Source organism: Prolinoborus fasciculus (assembly GCF_056724605.1).
On the sequence record NZ_JBWZQN010000065.1, the window covers coordinates 1 to 18,655 of the forward strand.

Consider the following 18,655-nt stretch of genomic DNA (forward strand, 5'->3'; position numbering starts at 1 on the left):
TTAGCAACAGGAGGTGTTGCTGAATATATATCCATGTTCATGGATTAAGTCCCCACTTGTTTTTAGGTGGGAACTAAATTAAGGCTTATAGGATCGCTTGGTAAGGCTGTGTTAGCCGGATGCTTACGTACATTGGTATCATTAGTGCTTATAAGATGGCGATTAATGAGAAAACAGAGTTCTTAAACAAAGCATTTTCTGAAATAAAATTATCAGGTTTAGTTTTACTACTATTCCTTAGCTTGATTTTTGTTAGTAATGTATTCTGTTCATAATTAACATCTAGGAATAAATCATGAGTAACAATAAACCACCTGAATATGTACCGCCACCGCAAGCAGAACTTGTAACAAAATCTAAAGATAAGCCTGCTAAACCCAAGTAATTAGTTTTATAAATAAACTCACCAATCGGTGGGTTTTTTTTATTGCCCACAGAAAGGTGATGTATGTGCTGTAAAAGCTGCTGTGCCTGCTCTTGTATAAAAAGTTCGGGCTATCAACCTAAACCAAGACCAATTCCACCAGATGTAAAAACGCCAGCAATAGTCATTTCTCCACCAAAGAAACCATAGCAGACCACCGTAGAGTGGTTTTTTATTGAGCTCAATTTATGAAACTCATTTACCAACTGAAAATTGGTGACTTTGCACCAAGCGAAAGTACACGCTCATTTACTCAAGAAGGGTATCTGAAATGCGTCAATGTACGTTTGGCCAAAGCACCTCAAGTACGTCAGTACTACGCCTATGAATTTCCAAATTTGGAAGGTTTCACGGCGGATCAGACCATCAATGTCTATGTGGCAGCTGAGGATCTTTTTAAACCGGATGTGATGAAAGGATTCGACGGCGTAGATGCTACGGACTATCACCCACCTAAAAATGAAATCAATGCCTCTAACTGGAAGGAATACCACATTGGCGAATGTGAAAACGTACGCCAAGAAGGTGATTTCATGGTCGGTGATCTGATCATTAAAGATCAAAACAGTATCAATGCTATTCAAAACAATGAGCGTGTCGAAATCTCATTGGGCTATGGAGCTGATCTTGTGCTTGAACAAGGTACAGCACCAGACGGTACGCCGTATCAAGCCCGGTTTATTAATTTTAAAGGCAATCACGTGGCGCTGGTGAAATACGGTCGCTGTGGCGGTGATTGTCGCGTCGGTGACCATAAACCAAACCCAAAGGGGAAAAAGATGGAAATTAAAGTAAACGGTATTCGCTTTGAGATTGGTGACAACCAAGCGCTAGCTGATGCTGTAAAGCAACAAGAAGACCAACTCGAAAACTTGAAAGCAGCAAAACTTAAAGTCGGTGACAAACAATTTGCCATCGGTGATGAATTGCCAGCTGTTCAGGCAGTGGTTGATACCTTGCAGACTGAAAATGCACAGCTTAAGCAGAAAGTTGGTGATCTGGAGCAAAACCAAATGACACCTGAAAAACTTGATCAGGTCGTAGCAGAACGCGCGTCAGTGGTTGCGGACGCCGTTGCCTTGGTACCAGGTATCAAAACTGAAGGCTGTTCATGTGAGCAAATCAAACGTGATGTGATTGCAGCTAAAGCAGGTGACACATTGGTGACCGCTGTACTTGGTGGTGTCGCCGTCGGTGATGCTAAACCTGAACAGATCGACACGGTATTCCGTGCACTGTCAGCAGTGAAGTCGACCACACCAGGCAATGCAGTCGGTGATGTATTACATCAACAGCAACAACAGCAAAACAATAATCAGGACCCTAAAGAAAATAAGGGTTATGACAAGTCTGCTGCATACAAAACAATTTAAGGAGAACTTGAATCATGGTTCAGCAATTAAATGCGGTAGTCGGTCAGCGTGGCCGTTTAACTGCCAAAGAAGTTGTACTGTCATTACCGCTTTCAGGTCTGACTTTAGTCAATGACGGTGATGTGGTTGTCCGCACGACTGATGGCAAATCTGTAACGGCTGTGGCAGGTGCTACACCGACACGTTTTGGTGTTGTAGTACGCCACGGCGTTGGCAAGACTGGTAAAGATGCTGCAGGTAAAGAAGCCTATAAAGCAGCTGATATGGTGCCAGTCATGTTTGAAGGTGCTATTTGGGTCAAGCCTACAGCGCCAATCACTGACATTACTGCTGCGGTTTACGTAAAAAATGCAAACGGTACCACAGCAGCGCCGTTGGGTTCTTTGTCGAGCTCAGCAACTGACGGAACAGTATTACCAGGTGCAGCATGGGAAACCGTGACAGGCGCCGATGGTTTAGCCCTTCTTAATCTTCGTGGAGCTTAATAACACATGAGCAAATTAGCAAAAATGAAAGCGCGTTTAACGCCGATTTCACATGCCATTCAGGCACAAGTTGGCGATGCGTTCAACATGGATGCATTGGCACAGCTCTTCGTAAAGATCGAAGAACAAAACGAAATTACACCACAGCTTGCACAGGTCCTTGACTACGCCAAGTTCATCCCAGTGACCGATGTAAATGCGGTTTATGGTGGTGGTGAAATCCTGTCTCGTAAAAAAGGCGTGGGTATCGGCGAAGACTATGCTGGTACTGGTGATGATATTCCGCTTGCAGAAGTTGAATACGATACTGTAAGCCTACCAGTGAAAGTCGGTGTGATTGGCTACCAATATTCAGTGGTTGAATTGGCGACCGCACAGCAAATGAACCTCACGCTTGAAGCGGATAAAGTTCAGGCTGCAAACTTGGCAGCTGAAAAGCACATGTCTAATGTGGCTTGGTATGGTTACACCAAAGCCAATGCCAGTGGACAGCTTGAAAAAGTGAATGGTTTCTTAAACCAAACAGGCGTGACCATCATGACAGGTCAGCATAATTGGGCTACGGCGGCCATTGAAGAAGTTTTATCCGACTTCAATAACTCATTGGCTGATTCGTCAGATTTGTTTGATGGTGATTCTTCAATTGAGCCTGACACTTACTTAATGGCATCAGCGCAGTACACTCACTTATCGACACGTGTCGTGCCAGATTCAGGTGGTAAAACATTCCTGAAGTACATTGAAGAAAACAATATCTTCTCAACTCAAGGCAAACCATTAGCCATCCGTGGATCTGGCCGTGGTAATGGTAAGGGTACCGCAAGTGCTGACCGTTCGATCATCTACCGCCGTGATCCATCATGTATCCAATTCAAAGGTAACAGCGTTGAGTTCTTGACGGCGCAACCGAAAGGCTTGGATGTGCTTGTACCTGGTCACTACAAATACCAGGGCGTTTGGCTGAAGCGTGTTGATTCGCTTCGTTACCTTGACCATGCATAAGGATTAAAACCACATGGCTAAATATTCATATAAATACAGCGGCTCTAATGCCGCTTTTGTTTTTGCTGGGGTAGCAACTTTACCAACAGGCATCGCCGTATTACTTGAAGCTGACCAACACAAGGCACTTCAAAAGAACAAGTTCGCTAAGCATTTGATTGATGCTGGTGAGCTAAGCATTGAAGAAATTGCAGAAGTTGGTGATTCAAAACCTGCTTCAGGTCGTGGTAAAGGTGCTCAAGCTGGCAAGCCTGATGATGGCAAAGGCAAGGGCGATAAATCCAAAGGGACTGACTTGACGATTGATGACGTTCGTAAAGCGCTGACGGATCTTGAAATCACCTTTGCTGAAGATGAAACTCTTGAGCAGCTGCAAGAAAAACTTGCTCAAGCCACTGAATAAGGTGACCTATGGACCCACAAGCTTTTAAGTTGAAGTTTAAGTACGACGCTGCGCTGATGAATCTACCCGATGCAGAAATTGCAGATGCGTTAGAGGAAGCGGATCTCGTTGTGAAGTCACTTGAATTTGGTGACCTGAAAGAACGTGCGGTGGGTCTATATGCAGCACATATTCTCAAGGTTGCACTCAAATCAAAGTCAGGTAACAGCTTCTCAGATGCTTCGAGTATGACCATCGCAGGTCAGAGCGTGAGCTTTTCACGTTCTGGTACCGATGCGTTTTATAACCAAAGCATTTATGGTCAGCGTTACTTGGCATTAAAAAATTCAATTCCAATCGGCAATGATGGTACCAACCCTAATCGTTTGGGTGTTGGTGCTTTCGTTGTTTAGGAGCAAGGCATGTCATTTAAGTATCAAGCGCCTGATCATTTCAAAGCGACTTCGCTTGAAATTGCAGGCACCACATACAAGGTTGAAAAAGGTGTGATCGAGTCGGATAAAGACATTGTACACATCTTGGCACCACATGGTTTTAAACGTGCGGTACCTGAAACCAAAGCAGAATCCAAAAAGGAAACTGCTGCTGCAAAGTAGGTGATGTATGAGTAATTACCGTGTTGATGCTGATGTTGATTTTAACGAGGTCAATGAACGTGTACGTGCTGAAATACGGCGCACGGTAAATGCACTCACACTTAAACTTCAGCGCACTATTCAGGAAGACATGCTGACAGGTCAGCGCCTGAATGTGCAGTCTGGGCGTTTAAGAGGATCCGTTTCATCTAAGGTGGAAGAGGATAAGGACTGGATCGAGGGTACAGTCGGTGCTGGTGGTGCTTTGGTACCATACGCCTTTGCTCATGAATTTGGCTTAAAAGGTGCGATGGCCATTAAGGCGCATCTTCGGATGATCAAGAAAGTCTTTGGTCAGCCAATCACACCACGTCAAATCATGATCAAAGCCCATTCACGTAAAGTCGACATGAAAGAGCGCCGTTTTATGCGTGATTCATTGGATGAGGTGGCGAAGATCGTGCCGAAGAATATTGATGCTGCAATTGAAAGGGGATTGAGCAGTGAATAGTGAAGCCATTTACCAGGCATTGTTTAATCGCTTGTCAGGCATCGAGGGGATTAAAACCACCAGTCGCCGTTTAAAGCATTTCAATCATGTTGTACCTGAAGAGCGTCCAGCTTTATTCGTGACGCAAGGCAATCAAACCGAAGCACCAGTGAAAGGCTTGGATGCCAAGGTTGAACTTGAAGCGGAAGTGTACGTTTACATTCATGAATCAGATCCAACGATACCGCCGTCTGTACAGTTGAACCAGATGATTGATCAAGTACGTGCCAAACTTGCACCTGATCATCCTGACATCTGCGAATACCAAACCTTAGGGGGATTGGTCGAGCATTGCTGGATCGAGGGAACAATCGAAGTTTTTGAAGCAGTGGAAAACATGCTCGATGACCAAGGGATTGCCATTATTCCGATTCGGATCCTCACCACCACCTAAAGCAATTCACAAACTCCATGACCGCCAATACGGCGGTTTTCTCATTTTTAAGAGGTCGATATGGCTCAATATTTATTTGGTGCCGGTAAAATCTTTGCCACACCATTACAGGATGTGCACGGTAATCCAATCACCAATGGCACACCCGTTGAAGTGGGCGTACTGCAGTCAACGTCAGTTGATATCAGCTATGACTTAAAAGAACTCTATGGCCGTGGTCAGTTCGCCGTGGATGCCGCACGCGGTAAAGGTTCGATTAAGTGTAAAGCGACAATGGGTCGCATCAACGGCGCATTACTGAATTCCATTTTCTTTGGTGGCGTGGTCACTGAAGGTGGTATTACTGCAGTCGCACAAACCATCAATGGTGAAGTCGTTGCAGCCTCAGTAACACCTGTCGTTCCGAATAGCGGTACATTCGTGAAAGATTTAGGCGTGACTGATGCAAAAGCGATTCCATTAAAGCGTGTAGCGAGTGCACCAGTTGCAGGTCAGTACAGTGTGTCTGAAGCAGGTGTTTATACCTTCGCAACTGCTGATGTAGGTAAAACGGTATTTATCAGCTTTAAATACACAGCGACGGTGGCAGGTGCCAAGTCAGGTGTCGTAAGCAACTTGGATATGGGTTATACGCCTGAATTCAGTGTTGATCTATTCCGTGACTACAAAGGTAAATTCTTTGGTATGGAGTTCTTCCGCTGTGTCAGTAATAAGCTTGCGTTTAGCTCAAAACAGGATGATTACGATCTACCTGAGTTTGAATTCCAACCAATGGCCGATGATTTAGGCCGTGTTTTCAAATGGACTACTTCGGAGTAATACTAGATGCAATTTAACCAGGTCGAAAACCCACGTGGTAATCCGCTTAAAATTAATGGCCAGATTTGGATTTTTGCGCCGTTGTCCTTAGGTACTGCTGAAAAGCTGATGCCAAAGCTTAAAACCTTTGATCCAAGTGACTTTGCTTTAGTGGTGGATGTTGCGCATGGCTCTTTAAAGCGTAACTATCCTGACATTACACGTGAATTTGTTGCTGATGAACTGCTTGACGTTGGCCACGTGAACGCCGTATTTGAAACGGTCATGGGGGCTTCTGGTCTGGTTTATACAGGTGAAGACGAGCAGGCCACTGATTCGGGGGAATAGACTGGGAGGAGCTGTACACGCATTTGGTGCTGACTTTAGGCAAGGATTACGACTATGTGCGTAATGAATTGGATTTCCCAAGAGTCAAAGCATTGAATGCGTATCACAAGCAGTGTCCTCCCAGCCATGTTGGCATTCAGCGTCTGTGTCGGATCCTTGAGGCATTTATGGGGATTGATGACAGTACAGGTTCAGATGATCCGCAAACCGATGATGAAGATGATTTGTTTGCGGATCTGCAGAACTTTCCTCAGGGTGACTAAGGTTGCCCTGATTGATTTATATACTTGAGTTGGTTAAAGTTTGTGTGACTTATATAACAATCAACTGAGTTTTTATGAAAAATATTTTAATGGCAGGGGTAATTAGTCTTTTTTTAGTTGGATGTAGCAATCCAAAATCAGCTCAAATTCCTACAGATCCTGAAAAATGGGAAGAGCTAAAACCACAAATTGAAAAACTAAATGAAGAAGATAAAAAATTGCTTACTCAGTTCTTGATGCGTAAGGGAATGGGTGCAGCTTTTGGTGGAGATGGTATCGAACCTGGAACCACAGTTGGTGATGCTATTAAAGAACAACAAAAATGGCTTGAAGACAAAGATGCTAAGGAAAAAGCTCAGGCTGAATTAAAAGCAAAGATTGAAGCTGAAAATGCAGCTGTCAAAAAACAAATGGATGGAATTCTTACAGCAGCAATTGTTTCCAAGTCTGGGCATGCTCGTTATGAATATATTGATAAAATTACTGATATCGAATTCCAACTAGCTTTTGAAAATCATAGTGATAAAGATATTGCAGGATTTAAAGGGATAATATCTTTTAAAGATATGTTTGGTGACCCTATTAAAAATTTAACTCTTTCATACGATGATGGTGTTAAAGCGAAATCAATTGCCAAGTATGAAGGAAGTACGGACTATAACGAATTCATGGCAGAAGATACCAAGCTATTGAATACGGATTTAGATAAAATTAAATTTGAGTTTAAACCATCAGTTATAATGTTCACAGATGGAACTAAAATTGAATTAAAGCATTCAGAGCAAGATTAATTTCTATTTTTTAATTTACAAATTTTATTATCTGGAATAACCATGAAAAAAGTATTAGGGATAAGTTTCATTGCCTGTGCATTAACAGCTTGTGGTGGCGGTAGTGATGGTGATTCATACAATGGTGTAGACGGCGGAGGAAAGGATCCAGTAGTTAACGCTGAAACTTTAGGAGTATATACAGGTACTACAAACCAAGGTCAGGATGTAGTTGGATTAGTTGATAAAAATAAAAAGTTTTGGTTTTTATATACGCCACCCTATAGAAGTGGTGTAACCGGATTTATTACTGGTAATTTTACGGTCTCAGGGAATACTGTGAAAGCAACTAATGGTAAAGATTTCTATTTTGGTGGCTCTACTGTATATGACACAACCCTGAATGGAACAGTGGATGCTAAGAAAAGTTTAAATGGGACGATATCTTATTCGTCATCTAACCAAGTTTCTTTTAATACGGTTTATGATGCCCAGGCAAATAATACGAATGCGGATCTTTCTACTATTGCGGGAACCTATAGCGGTACATCGGCTATTGTACAAGGCATTGAAGGTGCAGGTTTAACAATCTCAAATACTGGAGCAGTGTCGGGCACCGGTCAAAGTGGTTGTAATTATTCTGGTACTGCTGTTGCTGTACCTGATGCGCCTTATTATTCAATCAATTTAGTTTTTGGTGGTTCACCTTGCTATTTAGCTAGACAAGAACTTAGAGGCGTAGCTTATTATGATGTAGCAAACAAGACATTGTATGCAGTAGCTGAAACAAGCAGTCGACAGAATGCTGTTTTATATTTAGGTGTTAAACGCTAAGTATATCCATCAATTTCAACCGCCTCACGGCGGTTTTTTTACGCCTGTGAGATAGGAATTATGAGCAACAATCGAGTGGAAGTGCACGTTGGTGCGAAGACTTCCGAACTTAAAAAAGGCATGAATGATGCTGAGAAAATCGTTAGTGATGGTGCTAAACGAATTGAGGATACTGGGAGTAAGGTTAAATTTAAGCTGGATTTCTCAAGCATTAAAACTGGTTTGGATGACATATCCAAGAATATCAACAATAGGTTTGAGGATATTGGCAAATCAATTTCAGGAAATCTGACTAAAAGTTTTGCCGCGATCGGTGTTGGTATAGCGGCTTCTGTTGGGACAGCAGTTATTGGATTGGCGTCATTAACGTCTGAAGTTGGTCGAGCATCTAAAGAATTGGAAATTCAAGCACGCTTGGCTAATACAACCACAAAAGAATTCCAAGAGTGGGCATTTGCCTCTAAATCAGTCATGGTTGAACAGGACAAACTATCTGACATCATGAAAGATGTGAATGATAAGTTTGGTGACTTCATGCAAACTGGTGGTGGAGAAATGGCTGATTTCTTCGAAAAAATTGCACCAAAAGTGGGGGTGACTGCCAAAGAGTTCCAAGGTCTTACTGGTCCACAAATTCTTGAAAAGTATTATCAAACGTTAGAGAAAGCGAACGTATCCCAAGCTGAGATGACTTTTTACATGGAGTCAATCGCTAATGATGCAACACTATTGGCACCATTGCTTGAGAATAACGCTGAGAAGTTGAAACAATATTCAAATCAAGCGCATGAGCTTGGCTTGATTATGGATCAGGATGCAATTGCGAAGACTAAGGAATTCAATACTGCGTTAAGTACAATTCAGCAAACTATAGACGGCGTATTCACAAGACTGGCTGCTCAAGCAGCACCAGCACTAACAAATCTAGCAAATGATTTCCTTGGTTTTGCATCAAGATCCAGAGAGGGTATTGATAGTGCAGTCACGGCGATAATCACAACATTCGAAAGCCTTCTCGATATTGTTCAAAGTCTATTTAGTACGATCAGTGGGATTTGGAGTGATTTAACTGCTGATATTGGTGATGGATCAATTCAACAAGTAGGGTTTATGGATCTAGTCGCTGGTGCGATGAATGGATTCGCAGCTGTGGCAGTTGGTCTGAAAGTTAGTATTGAAATTGCTTTTGCTGCTATTCGTGCGGTCGTTGCTACAGTGTGCCAAGCAATTAATATTTCAATGAACACTGTAATGAATGTATTTGGAGGATTCCGAGATACGATTCAATACGGTCTTGATGTCTTGTCCATCAAGTTTCAGACCTTTGGCAATGTTGTCAGCAATGTTTTGAACTTTAACTTCTCAGCTGCCAAAGCATCATGGGAAAGTGGTCTATCACAATTAGGTTCAATTACTGATCGCTATACAGGTCAGATGCAGTCGCGCCTAACCAATTTAAAAACAAGTTGGAATACCGGTGTAAGTAATACAGCTAATGCTTGGGGTACAGCAGGTTCAGCTATTGTGAACTCCGCAACAACGGGTGGGCAAAGACTTCAAAATCTGTTCTTAAAAAATCCTACTGTGGTTGGTTCTGCACCACCGCCTACACCATCACCGACATTTAACCCGGGTAAAGGTATTGGCACAGGGGTCAAAGACTCTAAAGGAAGTTCGGCAAAAGCTAAATCTGATGCTGATGAAAAAGCAAAGGAAAGAGCTGCTGAGCAAGCTGCTAAAGCACTTGCTGATATCCGATACAAGTTTGCGACAGAGGAAGAAAAGATTGCTCTAGATCTTAAGAAAGCTTTGTCTGATATCGAGAAATCAAAAGTCACAGATGCTGAGAAAGTAAAATTTAGAATTGTCGCTGAAAAAGAGGCAAGCGATAAAACAATTGCTTTGCGTGTTAAGGAATTTGAGGATATTAAAAAACTCAAAGAGCAACTCATTGAAAATGATCTACTCATTGCGCAGCGTTCCTATGAAATAGATAAAGCTAATATCCAAGCTGAATTTGATGCTAAAAAGATTTCAAATGTTCAAAAAGCACGGCTTGAAAAAGAGTTAGAAGACAAATTGCGTGAAATTAAACGCAGAGGGCTTGAGGATCGACTTGCACTTGAAAACCAAATGTCTGGTATCTCAGGGAAACAAGGCAATCAGAATCAGATTATGAACAATATTTCTGATTTGGATACTGATCAAAAGGTTTCCGATACCAAGCAAGTAGGAGTTCTTTCAGATGCTCAAATGAAAGACTTTGAAGATAAGTTTGGTGGTTTGACGTCACGTATGTCTGGACTATGGGACAAAGGCATTCAGTCTATGATGAATGGCACGCTGACATGGAAAAATGCCATGAATGCCATTTTCACGGAATTGGCAGGGGCATTTATCCAAAGCATGATCACGGCGCCAATGAAAAAGTATGCTGCAAGTCTTGCCACTCGTATGGCCATCAAACTCGGGTTTATCAAAACTGAAACGGCTGCCGAGGTTGCAGGTCAAGCCGCACAAACTGGCGCCGTAGTTGCGGGCGAAACTGCCAAAACTACTGCTACTGGGGTTGGTGTATTTGCACGTATCGGCATGAAGATCATGGAGACAATTAAATCAGTCATGATGTCAGCTTGGGAGGCGATGGCGAAAACCATGGCGTCCATTCCTTTCCCACTTAATATTGCTTTGGGTGCTGCTGCTTTTGCCGGAGTGGCGGGTATTGTCAGTAAGGTCGCATCCGCTCGGGGTGGTTACGATATCCCATCTGGCGTAAATCCACTTACTCAATTACATGAAGAGGAAATGGTTTTGCCTAAACAGCATGCCAATACAATTCGTGCCTTGGGTAAAAACTTATCTTCCGGAGCAATAGGAGGAAGTGGAGGAAGTACGGAACAACCAATCTACTTTAGCCCAACGATTCAGGCATGGGATTCAAAGGATGTGAAGCGTTTTATGAAAAAACATGGCCGTGAACTGGCTGAGAGTCTAAGCAGCTTCAATCGTAATTTTGGTAAACCATAAAAGGAGGGGTAAATGTCAGATGTATTGTTTCCTGAATTGCCAGGACTGGAATGGGATCTCAGCAAGAAACCCATTTTCAATACAAAGATTATGGAATCAGTGAACGGTCGGGAACTTCGAGCAAGTTACCAGGCCGTTCCGAAGTATGAAATATCTTTGTCATTTGGTTTTTTACGTGAATCGAAAGGGAAGAACGAATTACAGCAACTCGAAAGTTTTTTTCTAGAACGCCGTGGAGCATTCGATTCCTTTCTTTTCAAGATGCCTGAAGACTGTGATTACACGTGTTCTTACAGTGGTGACGGTAGTACGATAAGTTTTCAGCTGTATAAGCAAATGTACACATCACAGATTCCTTTAGTACATACCCAAGCTGAAACTGCATTTGAAGTCGATCCAGTATTTTGGAATGAGGATGATCAAATACCGTTTTGGAGTAATAACGACGATGATCTGTTTTGGGATGATACCACTGCTCAAGTTAGTAAATCAGGTGTGGTTACGCTTTCGAAGCCATTGAAGCAAGGTCATAAGTTTGAGGTGAAAGGGACGTATTACTACCGTTGTCGCTTTGCTGATGATGAACAGCAATACACCAACTTCATGAGCAAATTATGGAAAGCCAATAAGGTCGATATGATCGGTTCATTAGGAAATAAAGTATGAGAGCAGCTTCTCCACAATTAATTGCCTTGCTAGATGCTGATCAGTTTGTGATGGCAGATCTCTATACCATTACAACGGTGCAAGGCGACGTTTTTCGATACACGAATTATGACTTTGACCTGGTGGTTGCGGGTCAGGTTTATAACTCAGATGGCCCAATTATCAGCCGTGATGGAATCAGTCTTTCACTGGGTATTGAAGTCGATAATTTATCGATCAATATTGATTGTATTGACGATAACAAATGGAATGGCATTAATGTTGTTCAGGCGTTTCATAATGGCCAATTGGATGGCGCGCGTTTCAAGCTAGAGCGTATTTTTATGGATATGAATACGCCAACGGACACCAGTGCAGGGACCATCAAATTGTTTGAAGGTCGAATCATTGAGCCTGAATTAGATCGTAATTCCATTCAGGCCAGTGTTGCGTCAGATCTGGATGAATTAAATGTGCAGATGCCACGAAATCTGTATCAGCCAAGTTGTACAAATACGCTATTTGATACGGCATGCGGTCTATTACGTCAAAACTTTATGGTGCAAACGACGATTGAATCAGGCAGTACTGCAGCTCGAATTTTATGCCAGGTGAATCAGCCTCAAGGTTGGTTTACTCAAGGCGTAATTGAGTTCTTGGACGGTGGCAATGCAGGTTTAAAACGCACGATTCGCATGCATGAATCGGGTGCTTTGTTATTGACTTTGCCATTGTTGGAAGCACCGCAAGCAGGTCAACGAATCAAGGTTTATCCAGGATGTGATAAACGTTTGGAAACTTGCCAAAACCGTTTCAATAATTTCAGCCGTTTCCGTGGTGCGCCTTTTATACCAGTACCTGAAACCGCCGTTTAACTAAATTTGTATTAATCCATACCCAGCCTGAGTGCTGGGTTTTTTATGGAGTGAGAAAATGCCTTTACCTACCGCAGCAGAATTAACAGATCCAAATGCAACGAATACACAGATGAAGCAACGTCTAGGTCAGTTGGCTGAGAATGTAGAATCTAAAGAAGATTCAACCGAAAAAGCTAATACTGCTAAAAGTGAAGCTATTACAGCAGCGGCTACAGACGCAGCAACCAAAGCCAATGCAGCAGAGGCGAATGCTAAAGCATACTTTAGGAATAACGGCTTTGCTCGACTTGTGTTGGCTGCCTCGGGTTCAATTGATTACAACACCGAAACCAAAGAGCTGACTTTTTCAGGGACAATTCGAGTTGTTACTAATAACGAAACAACTCAAACATTAACTGTACCGCAAGTGCTGACATTAACATCAGTAGCACCTTATCGCATTGAATACTCTTTCGACACCAACACTTTACATGCAGTTAACTCTTCCTCAAACCGAGCTGCGAATCGCATAGTTCTTGGCTCTACAACTGTGGATGGTGGTTCTTTTAAAGCGGAAGGATTTCCTTTTACTTTAAATGGCAACCGTGTATTCCAATCTCATGTCGGCGAGTTAATTAGCACATCAGTCCCAACGCGAATCAATTTCAATAACGTAGATAAAAAACTGATTTTAGCCCCTGCTGTTCTCGTCAGGTCGTCAACTTACGCAGCCACGATTTCTTCTCTTTTCGGCCCCTCCAACCTAGAAGTGGCATATCCATCTGCAACAGGAATACGCAGGCTTGTATTTAATCTGGTTAGCAAACAATTTTCATTTGTTACTAATGATATAGTGAGTGCGCAAAACTTAATCGAGCTGGCTACTGTTGAATTTACCGCCGAAGGTGTAACCAACGTTAAAGGAATTGCGGATTATGGAATTAACGGTGTAATTCCACCAGCGTCTACAAATGCTGCTACTGCAAGCACAACAGCCACTTTAGCAGCATCAGACCCAAGTACTATTAATTTTGACTTTGAAAATAAAAAGCTAATCATGCCTGCCAACAAGGTTCGCTTAAACTACGATAAGATAAGTCTGTTCATTACAACCGATTTAGAGATCAACTTTGCGGAAACACCCGCTGATAGTTATTGGCATAAATTTATTTACAACAAAGAAACTAAGGTTTTTTCAGCAAAGCAGTTCAGTTCTTCTTTAGCAGATAATGAGATTGTTTTTGCGCTGATTCATCCAAGAACAAAATCTGTATTCGGTGTACCTGACTACTACATAAATGGAAAACCATCGAAAACTTTATTCCCTGCTGCTGAGTTTTTATATACGCTTTGCGATGATAAGCCTAGATACGAACAACCAACGCTTCCAGAGTTTAAAACTATTTTAGATGGTTTTGGAACTGACTTTACTAAGATTTACGATCTGTATGACGCGCTTGTTGCTGCGTACCCTGCGTATATTACAAAGTCAGTCATTGGTGTGGATGGATTGGGTAACGAAATCAACTCTTATCAGTTTAATACTGCGGAAGTTGATAACATTGGAGTTGCAAGCAACAAGCCTAAATACATTATTTTCTCAGGCATTCATGGGGCTGAGAAAGGCGGCATCTATAACACATATACAGCAATGCGTGAAATATGTGAGCGTTCAAGTACAGACGCGACATTGAAGGCATTAAAACATAGCGTGAATTTCATTGTTGTTCCTGTTTGTGTACCTTCGAGTTATATTCAAGGGACTGGTAAAAACCATAACGGCGTGAATATTGGTCGAAACTTCCCTACCGGCTGGTTTACGTCTGATCCGAGTTCGGTATCTTACGGTGGTGCAGCACCAGTTGATCAGCTAGAGACTCAAGCACTTGTGTCGTTGCTAGATCAAAACACTGACGCTTTGTGCTTTACATCACACCACAACTTTAGCTCTCTAACGTCCTCGATATGGATTTCTGCGAGAACAAGCGCGCAAGTCAATATGGGTAAAATGCTGATGCTGCATGAGACTTTGAGAGCTAAAGAGTTATTTAGCTTTATGCCTCAGACTGACGACTACTACATTGGATATGTTACTAATTCGGGATCCATCGGTATGCACGGAGGTGGTATGGAATCCTCCCATGCTCATGAACTTGGCATGTACGCAGCTACTTATGAGTGCGGTATGGTGATTCCACAAGAGACGGGGGATTCAGTCTACTCAAGTGCATTCGCAACTATTTCGGCGGAGGCTTTTATTAATTACTTATCTATGAGTGTTTCTAATGCTGTTGATTTTCACAACAGCAGACTGAGCTTCTATAGATAACCCAACAAACCCTCACCAACCCTGATCTTTAATTAGATCGGGGTTTTTTATTGGACTAAATATGAAAAATCATGAAGCTGTTAAAGAAGCCATGACTTGGCTAGGCACGCCATATCATCATCAAGGTCGTGTTAAAGGTGTCGGTGTCGATTGTGCAACACTACTTTGCGAAGTGTATGAAGCGGTAGGGCTGATTGATCATTACAACCCGGGACCATATCCACCTGATTGGCACATGCACCAGATGGGACAGCGCTATCTTGAGCATATTCAGAAATTTTGTGTTCAAGTGACAGATCCTCAGCCTGGTGACATTGTTCTTTACCATTTTGGCAAGTGTATCAGTCATGCTGCAATTGTCGTCGAGTGGCCAACGATCATCCACTCATATATCCATCAGGGGGTCATCCTTCAGGATGGAACAAAAGGAAGTTTAGCCCGGCGAATTGCCGGGTTTTATCGTTTAAGAGGGCTATAAAATGGGTGGTGTTTTTGGTGGTGGTACCGTCAGTACATCTGACAAACGTATCAATTCAATGCGTATCCAGCAGTCAGCCTATGGTCTTTGCCAACCTTTGGTTTACGGTAAAAACCGTGTTGCTGCTAATATGTTCTGGTATGGTGATTTCACAGCCACAGCTCATACAACAACGAAAAAGCAAGGTGGTAAGGGTGGTGGTGTAAAAACCAAAAACACGACTTATACCTATAGCGCGTCCTTCATGCTGGGGCTTTGTGAAAATAAAATCAAAGATATTGGGATTATCTGGCGTGACAAAGAACAGATTGTTCCTAAAACGGAAGGTGGTATTCAGCTTAAACCCATTGATCAGCTAGGGTTTGAATTATTTGATGGTGATCATAATCCTGTTTGGGGCTATCTCCCATCAAAGCATCCTGACCAGGCATTGCACTATCCATTTCTCGGTTATGTTGCATGTGCCAACTACGATCTGGGGGGGAGTGCCAGCTTATCGAATCACAATTTTGAAGTGATTAGCGATATTACATTCTCAGAAACGATTCAAGATGCCAATCCTGCAGATGTAATTGAAGACTTCATTACCAATCCAAGATATGGCGCATCACCCAGTCTGCAAATGGCAGATTTGTCTGAATTTCGGACCTACTGTACAGCAACCAATTTATTGATCAGTCCTGCTTTGACAGAACAGCGTGAAGCATTCGAAATCATTAATGAAATTGTTGAAGCGGTGAATTGTGCCGTGGTACCTAGTCCAGACGGTTTGAAGATCAGGTCTTATGGTGACAGTGTTGTCAGTGGAAATGGGGTAACGTTCGTACCTGATCTAGAGCCGGTTTATCACCTTACTGATGACGATTTTCTAGGTGAAGATCAGCCACTTCGGGTACGTCGAAGTCGTGATACTGATGCCTATAATCATTGCCAGATTGAATATGTAAACCGCTTCAATCAATACAATACTGAAACCGTTGAAGCTAAAGACCAGGCAAATATTGAAATGTTTGGTCTACGTACGCAAGATCCGGTCAAGCATGATTTTTTCTGTGAACCTAAAATTGCCCGTCATGCAGTGCAGTTGCTATTGCAGCGAAAACTTTACGTCCGTAATGAATATGAGTTTGAATTGGGCTGGAAGTATTGCCGTTTAGAGCCAATGGATATTGTGACGATCACAGATGAATCTTTAGGCTTGAATCGTTTCCCGGTGCGGATCACGCGTGTCGAGGAAGATGAAGACGGAATGTTGTCTATCACGGCCGAAGAGCTGGCTGTTGGATCTCGTTCTGCAGTTGAATATGATCTTCAATCATCTAATGGGTACCAAGGTGGAAATGAAGAACCAGGAAACGTGAATGCACCGAATATTTTTGAACCACCATTAGATTTGACAGGGGGTAAGAATCAAATTTGGGTAGCGGTATCAGGTGGAATTAATTGGGGCGGCTGTAATGTCTGGGTCAGCCTGGATAATACAACTTATGAAATGGTTGGTACGATCTATGGGTCTGCTCGATATGGTGCCCTGGTTTCAGCGATTGATGCAGATGATACCGAGATGCAGATTCAGTTGAATACATCCAGCCAGATGTTCAGTGGTACGATTGAAGATGCTGAAGTTGATGCAACTCTATGTAGAGTCGGTGAAGAATATATTAACTATATTGAGGCCACATTGAATGGATCTGGGTTGTATACATTGAGCGATGTGATCCGTGGACGTTTTGATGATGCAGGGCCACATAATTCAGGTGAATCATTTGTTCGTATTGATCGTGCTATTTTTAGCCATGATTACAATGAAAATATGGTTGGAAAACAGATTTATCTGAAGTTCACCAGCTTTAATGGATTGCAGCAAAAAGAACAGACTCTGGATGAGGTAGCCGCTTATAGTCACACCATTACTGGCAGCCGTCCATCTGGCGTAAAAGGTCTATCCCTTCAGTCAGCCTTTGAAGGTACAAGCTTTAAGGTTCAATGGCAAAGTGCAGCTGGTGCCACAGGGTATATCGTTCAGATTTGGTCGAATGGTGTATTGCTTCGTACAGTTGAAACGACGAATACCGATTATTCATACAGTATGGATGAAGCGAAAATCGACGGTATTCAACGTGCTTATACTGTACGGGTCGCAAGTAAAAACGGTTCGATTGTCAGTACCTTTGCGGAGCTGAATATCAGTAATCCGGTGCCACCACAATTGTTGAACGTCTACACATCTGCCACTGCAGATTCGATCACAGTGACTTGGATTCCAAGTGAAGTACCGGATCTGAAAGATTACCAGGTGTGGATCAGTACCAGTGCTAATTTTGATCCTGATTCAACAGAAGCACGTTGGACCGGTACCGAAAATGCTTGCACGATTACTGGCTTGCAATCGACGACCACATATTATGTGCGTGTTGCTGCACGAGATGTTTGGAAACCGACATCATGGAATTACTCGGCACGGATCACACAAGCAACAGCTGAAGCATAATCTATGGACAACTAACAGCACCTTTTTAGGTGCTTTTTTATTGCCAAACAATAGGGGTATGTATGACTAAAGGGGATGTATATGGACTTTCTTAGTCAAGTATTGGAAAGCATAAAGAACCATTCACACATCCTTTTTACAGGTGTGCTGGGTGCAACTTTTGGCTTTCTATTAAGCAAGGAGCCAAGCCGGGATCGCTGGATAGGGTTCTTTGCAGGCTTCATTTTATGTGTGGTCTTTGCTGAGCCAGCAAGCTTATTTCTTGCTAATGGCAAGTACCCTGAGCTATTTGGTTTTGTGTTGGGTGCTGCTGGTAAGAGTACAGCTGAAGCATTATTAAGTTTGGCTCGATCAAGACTTCTTGGTTTAGTCAAAAAGGAGAATGAAGATGCTGCTAATCATAAGTAAGACGGCATTGGTATTGTTTCTGATTTCGTTTGGAATCATGGTATTCCATCCAAAAATTCAACTACCAAAGCACATCTGTCAACGGCATTTTAAAATTGACCCCTTTTACCTTAAAAATGGCGAAGTAAAATTGACCCCTTTGATCTCGTATTAAGTTTCAACCTGCGGCTGAATCCCAATTCTTTTTTTATCCTTCAAACG

At 42.5% G+C, this 18,655-nt stretch carries 20 protein-coding genes; all 20 read left to right on the plus strand.

Annotated elements, in window-relative coordinates:
- The first annotated feature begins 612 nt into the window (after nt 1–612).
- The 20 genes from AC1P5O_RS13735 to AC1P5O_RS13830 all read left to right on the plus strand — a co-directional run bounded on the left by AC1P5O_RS13735 (nt 613) and on the right by AC1P5O_RS13830 (nt 18,454).
- The gene (locus AC1P5O_RS13735) at nt 613–1,797 is read left to right on the plus strand and encodes a DUF2213 domain-containing protein (protein WP_499006172.1); all 1,185 of its coding nucleotides are present in this window, start codon (nt 613–615) and stop codon (nt 1,795–1,797) included.
- Between the two features lie 14 nt (nt 1,798–1,811).
- The gene (locus tag AC1P5O_RS13740; protein ID WP_163170147.1) at nt 1,812–2,282 is read left to right on the plus strand and encodes a structural cement protein Gp24; all 471 of its coding nucleotides are present in this window, start codon (nt 1,812–1,814) and stop codon (nt 2,280–2,282) included.
- A gap of 6 nt (nt 2,283–2,288) precedes the next feature.
- On the plus strand, nt 2,289–3,284 hold the full coding sequence (locus AC1P5O_RS13745; protein WP_499006174.1) for a DUF2184 domain-containing protein: 996 nt from the start codon (nt 2,289–2,291) through the stop codon (nt 3,282–3,284).
- A gap of 13 nt (nt 3,285–3,297) precedes the next feature.
- A complete protein-coding gene (locus AC1P5O_RS13750; protein WP_499006176.1) occupies nt 3,298–3,687 on the plus strand; it encodes a hypothetical protein in 390 nt (129 codons plus the stop codon).
- A gap of 8 nt (nt 3,688–3,695) precedes the next feature.
- Entirely contained in the window at nt 3,696–4,079 is a 384-nt protein-coding gene (locus tag AC1P5O_RS13755; protein ID WP_279742413.1) for a DUF4054 domain-containing protein, read from the plus strand.
- Nucleotides 4,080–4,088: 9 nt separating this feature from the next.
- A complete protein-coding gene (locus AC1P5O_RS13760) occupies nt 4,089–4,283 on the plus strand; it encodes a hypothetical protein (RefSeq protein WP_499006177.1) in 195 nt (64 codons plus the stop codon).
- A gap of 7 nt (nt 4,284–4,290) precedes the next feature.
- Nucleotides 4,291–4,773, plus strand: coding sequence for a hypothetical protein (locus tag AC1P5O_RS13765; RefSeq protein ID WP_499006178.1), 483 nt, complete (start codon nt 4,291–4,293; stop codon nt 4,771–4,773).
- Nucleotides 4,766–5,206 (plus strand): hypothetical protein, encoded by a 441-nt coding sequence (locus tag AC1P5O_RS13770; RefSeq protein WP_499006180.1) that lies wholly within the window; start codon nt 4,766–4,768, stop codon nt 5,204–5,206. The genes AC1P5O_RS13765 and AC1P5O_RS13770 overlap by 8 nt, the downstream gene beginning before the upstream one ends.
- A gap of 60 nt (nt 5,207–5,266) precedes the next feature.
- Nucleotides 5,267–6,025: a hypothetical protein gene (locus AC1P5O_RS13775; protein WP_034581961.1), complete on the plus strand. Its 759-nt coding sequence runs from the start codon at nt 5,267–5,269 to the stop codon at nt 6,023–6,025.
- Between the two features lie 6 nt (nt 6,026–6,031).
- Nucleotides 6,032–6,352 (plus strand): hypothetical protein, encoded by a 321-nt coding sequence (locus tag AC1P5O_RS13780; RefSeq protein WP_034581963.1) that lies wholly within the window; start codon nt 6,032–6,034, stop codon nt 6,350–6,352.
- 23 nt (nt 6,353–6,375) lie between these two features.
- On the plus strand, nt 6,376–6,615 hold the full coding sequence (locus tag AC1P5O_RS13785) for a hypothetical protein (protein ID WP_005266669.1): 240 nt from the start codon (nt 6,376–6,378) through the stop codon (nt 6,613–6,615).
- A gap of 74 nt (nt 6,616–6,689) precedes the next feature.
- Entirely contained in the window at nt 6,690–7,406 is a 717-nt protein-coding gene (locus AC1P5O_RS13790; protein WP_077670459.1) for a hypothetical protein, read from the plus strand.
- Between the two features lie 42 nt (nt 7,407–7,448).
- Complete coding sequence (locus AC1P5O_RS13795) at nt 7,449–8,219, plus strand: hypothetical protein (protein ID WP_499006181.1); 771 nt, start codon at nt 7,449–7,451, stop codon at nt 8,217–8,219.
- Between the two features lie 60 nt (nt 8,220–8,279).
- On the plus strand, nt 8,280–11,246 hold the full coding sequence (locus AC1P5O_RS13800; RefSeq protein ID WP_499006182.1) for a hypothetical protein: 2,967 nt from the start codon (nt 8,280–8,282) through the stop codon (nt 11,244–11,246).
- Nucleotides 11,247–11,258: 12 nt separating this feature from the next.
- On the plus strand, nt 11,259–11,912 hold the full coding sequence (locus tag AC1P5O_RS13805; protein WP_499006183.1) for a DUF2460 domain-containing protein: 654 nt from the start codon (nt 11,259–11,261) through the stop codon (nt 11,910–11,912).
- Nucleotides 11,909–12,766 carry a phage/gene transfer agent baseplate hub protein gene (locus AC1P5O_RS13810; protein ID WP_499006184.1) on the plus strand — a complete coding sequence of 286 codons (858 nt, stop codon included), beginning with the start codon at nt 11,909–11,911 and terminating at the stop codon, nt 12,764–12,766. Before AC1P5O_RS13805 ends, AC1P5O_RS13810 begins: the two co-directional genes overlap by 4 nt.
- A 58-nt stretch (nt 12,767–12,824) precedes the next feature.
- Complete coding sequence (locus tag AC1P5O_RS13815) at nt 12,825–15,077, plus strand: M14 family zinc carboxypeptidase (RefSeq protein WP_499006185.1); 2,253 nt, start codon at nt 12,825–12,827, stop codon at nt 15,075–15,077.
- Between the two features lie 61 nt (nt 15,078–15,138).
- The gene (locus AC1P5O_RS13820) at nt 15,139–15,555 is read left to right on the plus strand and encodes an NlpC/P60 family protein (RefSeq protein ID WP_499006186.1); all 417 of its coding nucleotides are present in this window, start codon (nt 15,139–15,141) and stop codon (nt 15,553–15,555) included.
- Nucleotide 15,556: 1 nt separating this feature from the next.
- Nucleotides 15,557–18,046, plus strand: a complete 2,490-nt coding sequence (locus tag AC1P5O_RS13825; RefSeq protein ID WP_499006187.1) for a phage tail protein — start codon at nt 15,557–15,559, stop codon at nt 18,044–18,046.
- Nucleotides 18,047–18,127: 81 nt separating this feature from the next.
- Nucleotides 18,128–18,454, plus strand: a complete 327-nt coding sequence (locus AC1P5O_RS13830; RefSeq protein ID WP_499006189.1) for a hypothetical protein — start codon at nt 18,128–18,130, stop codon at nt 18,452–18,454.
- The last annotated feature ends 201 nt before the right edge of the window (nt 18,455–18,655 follow it).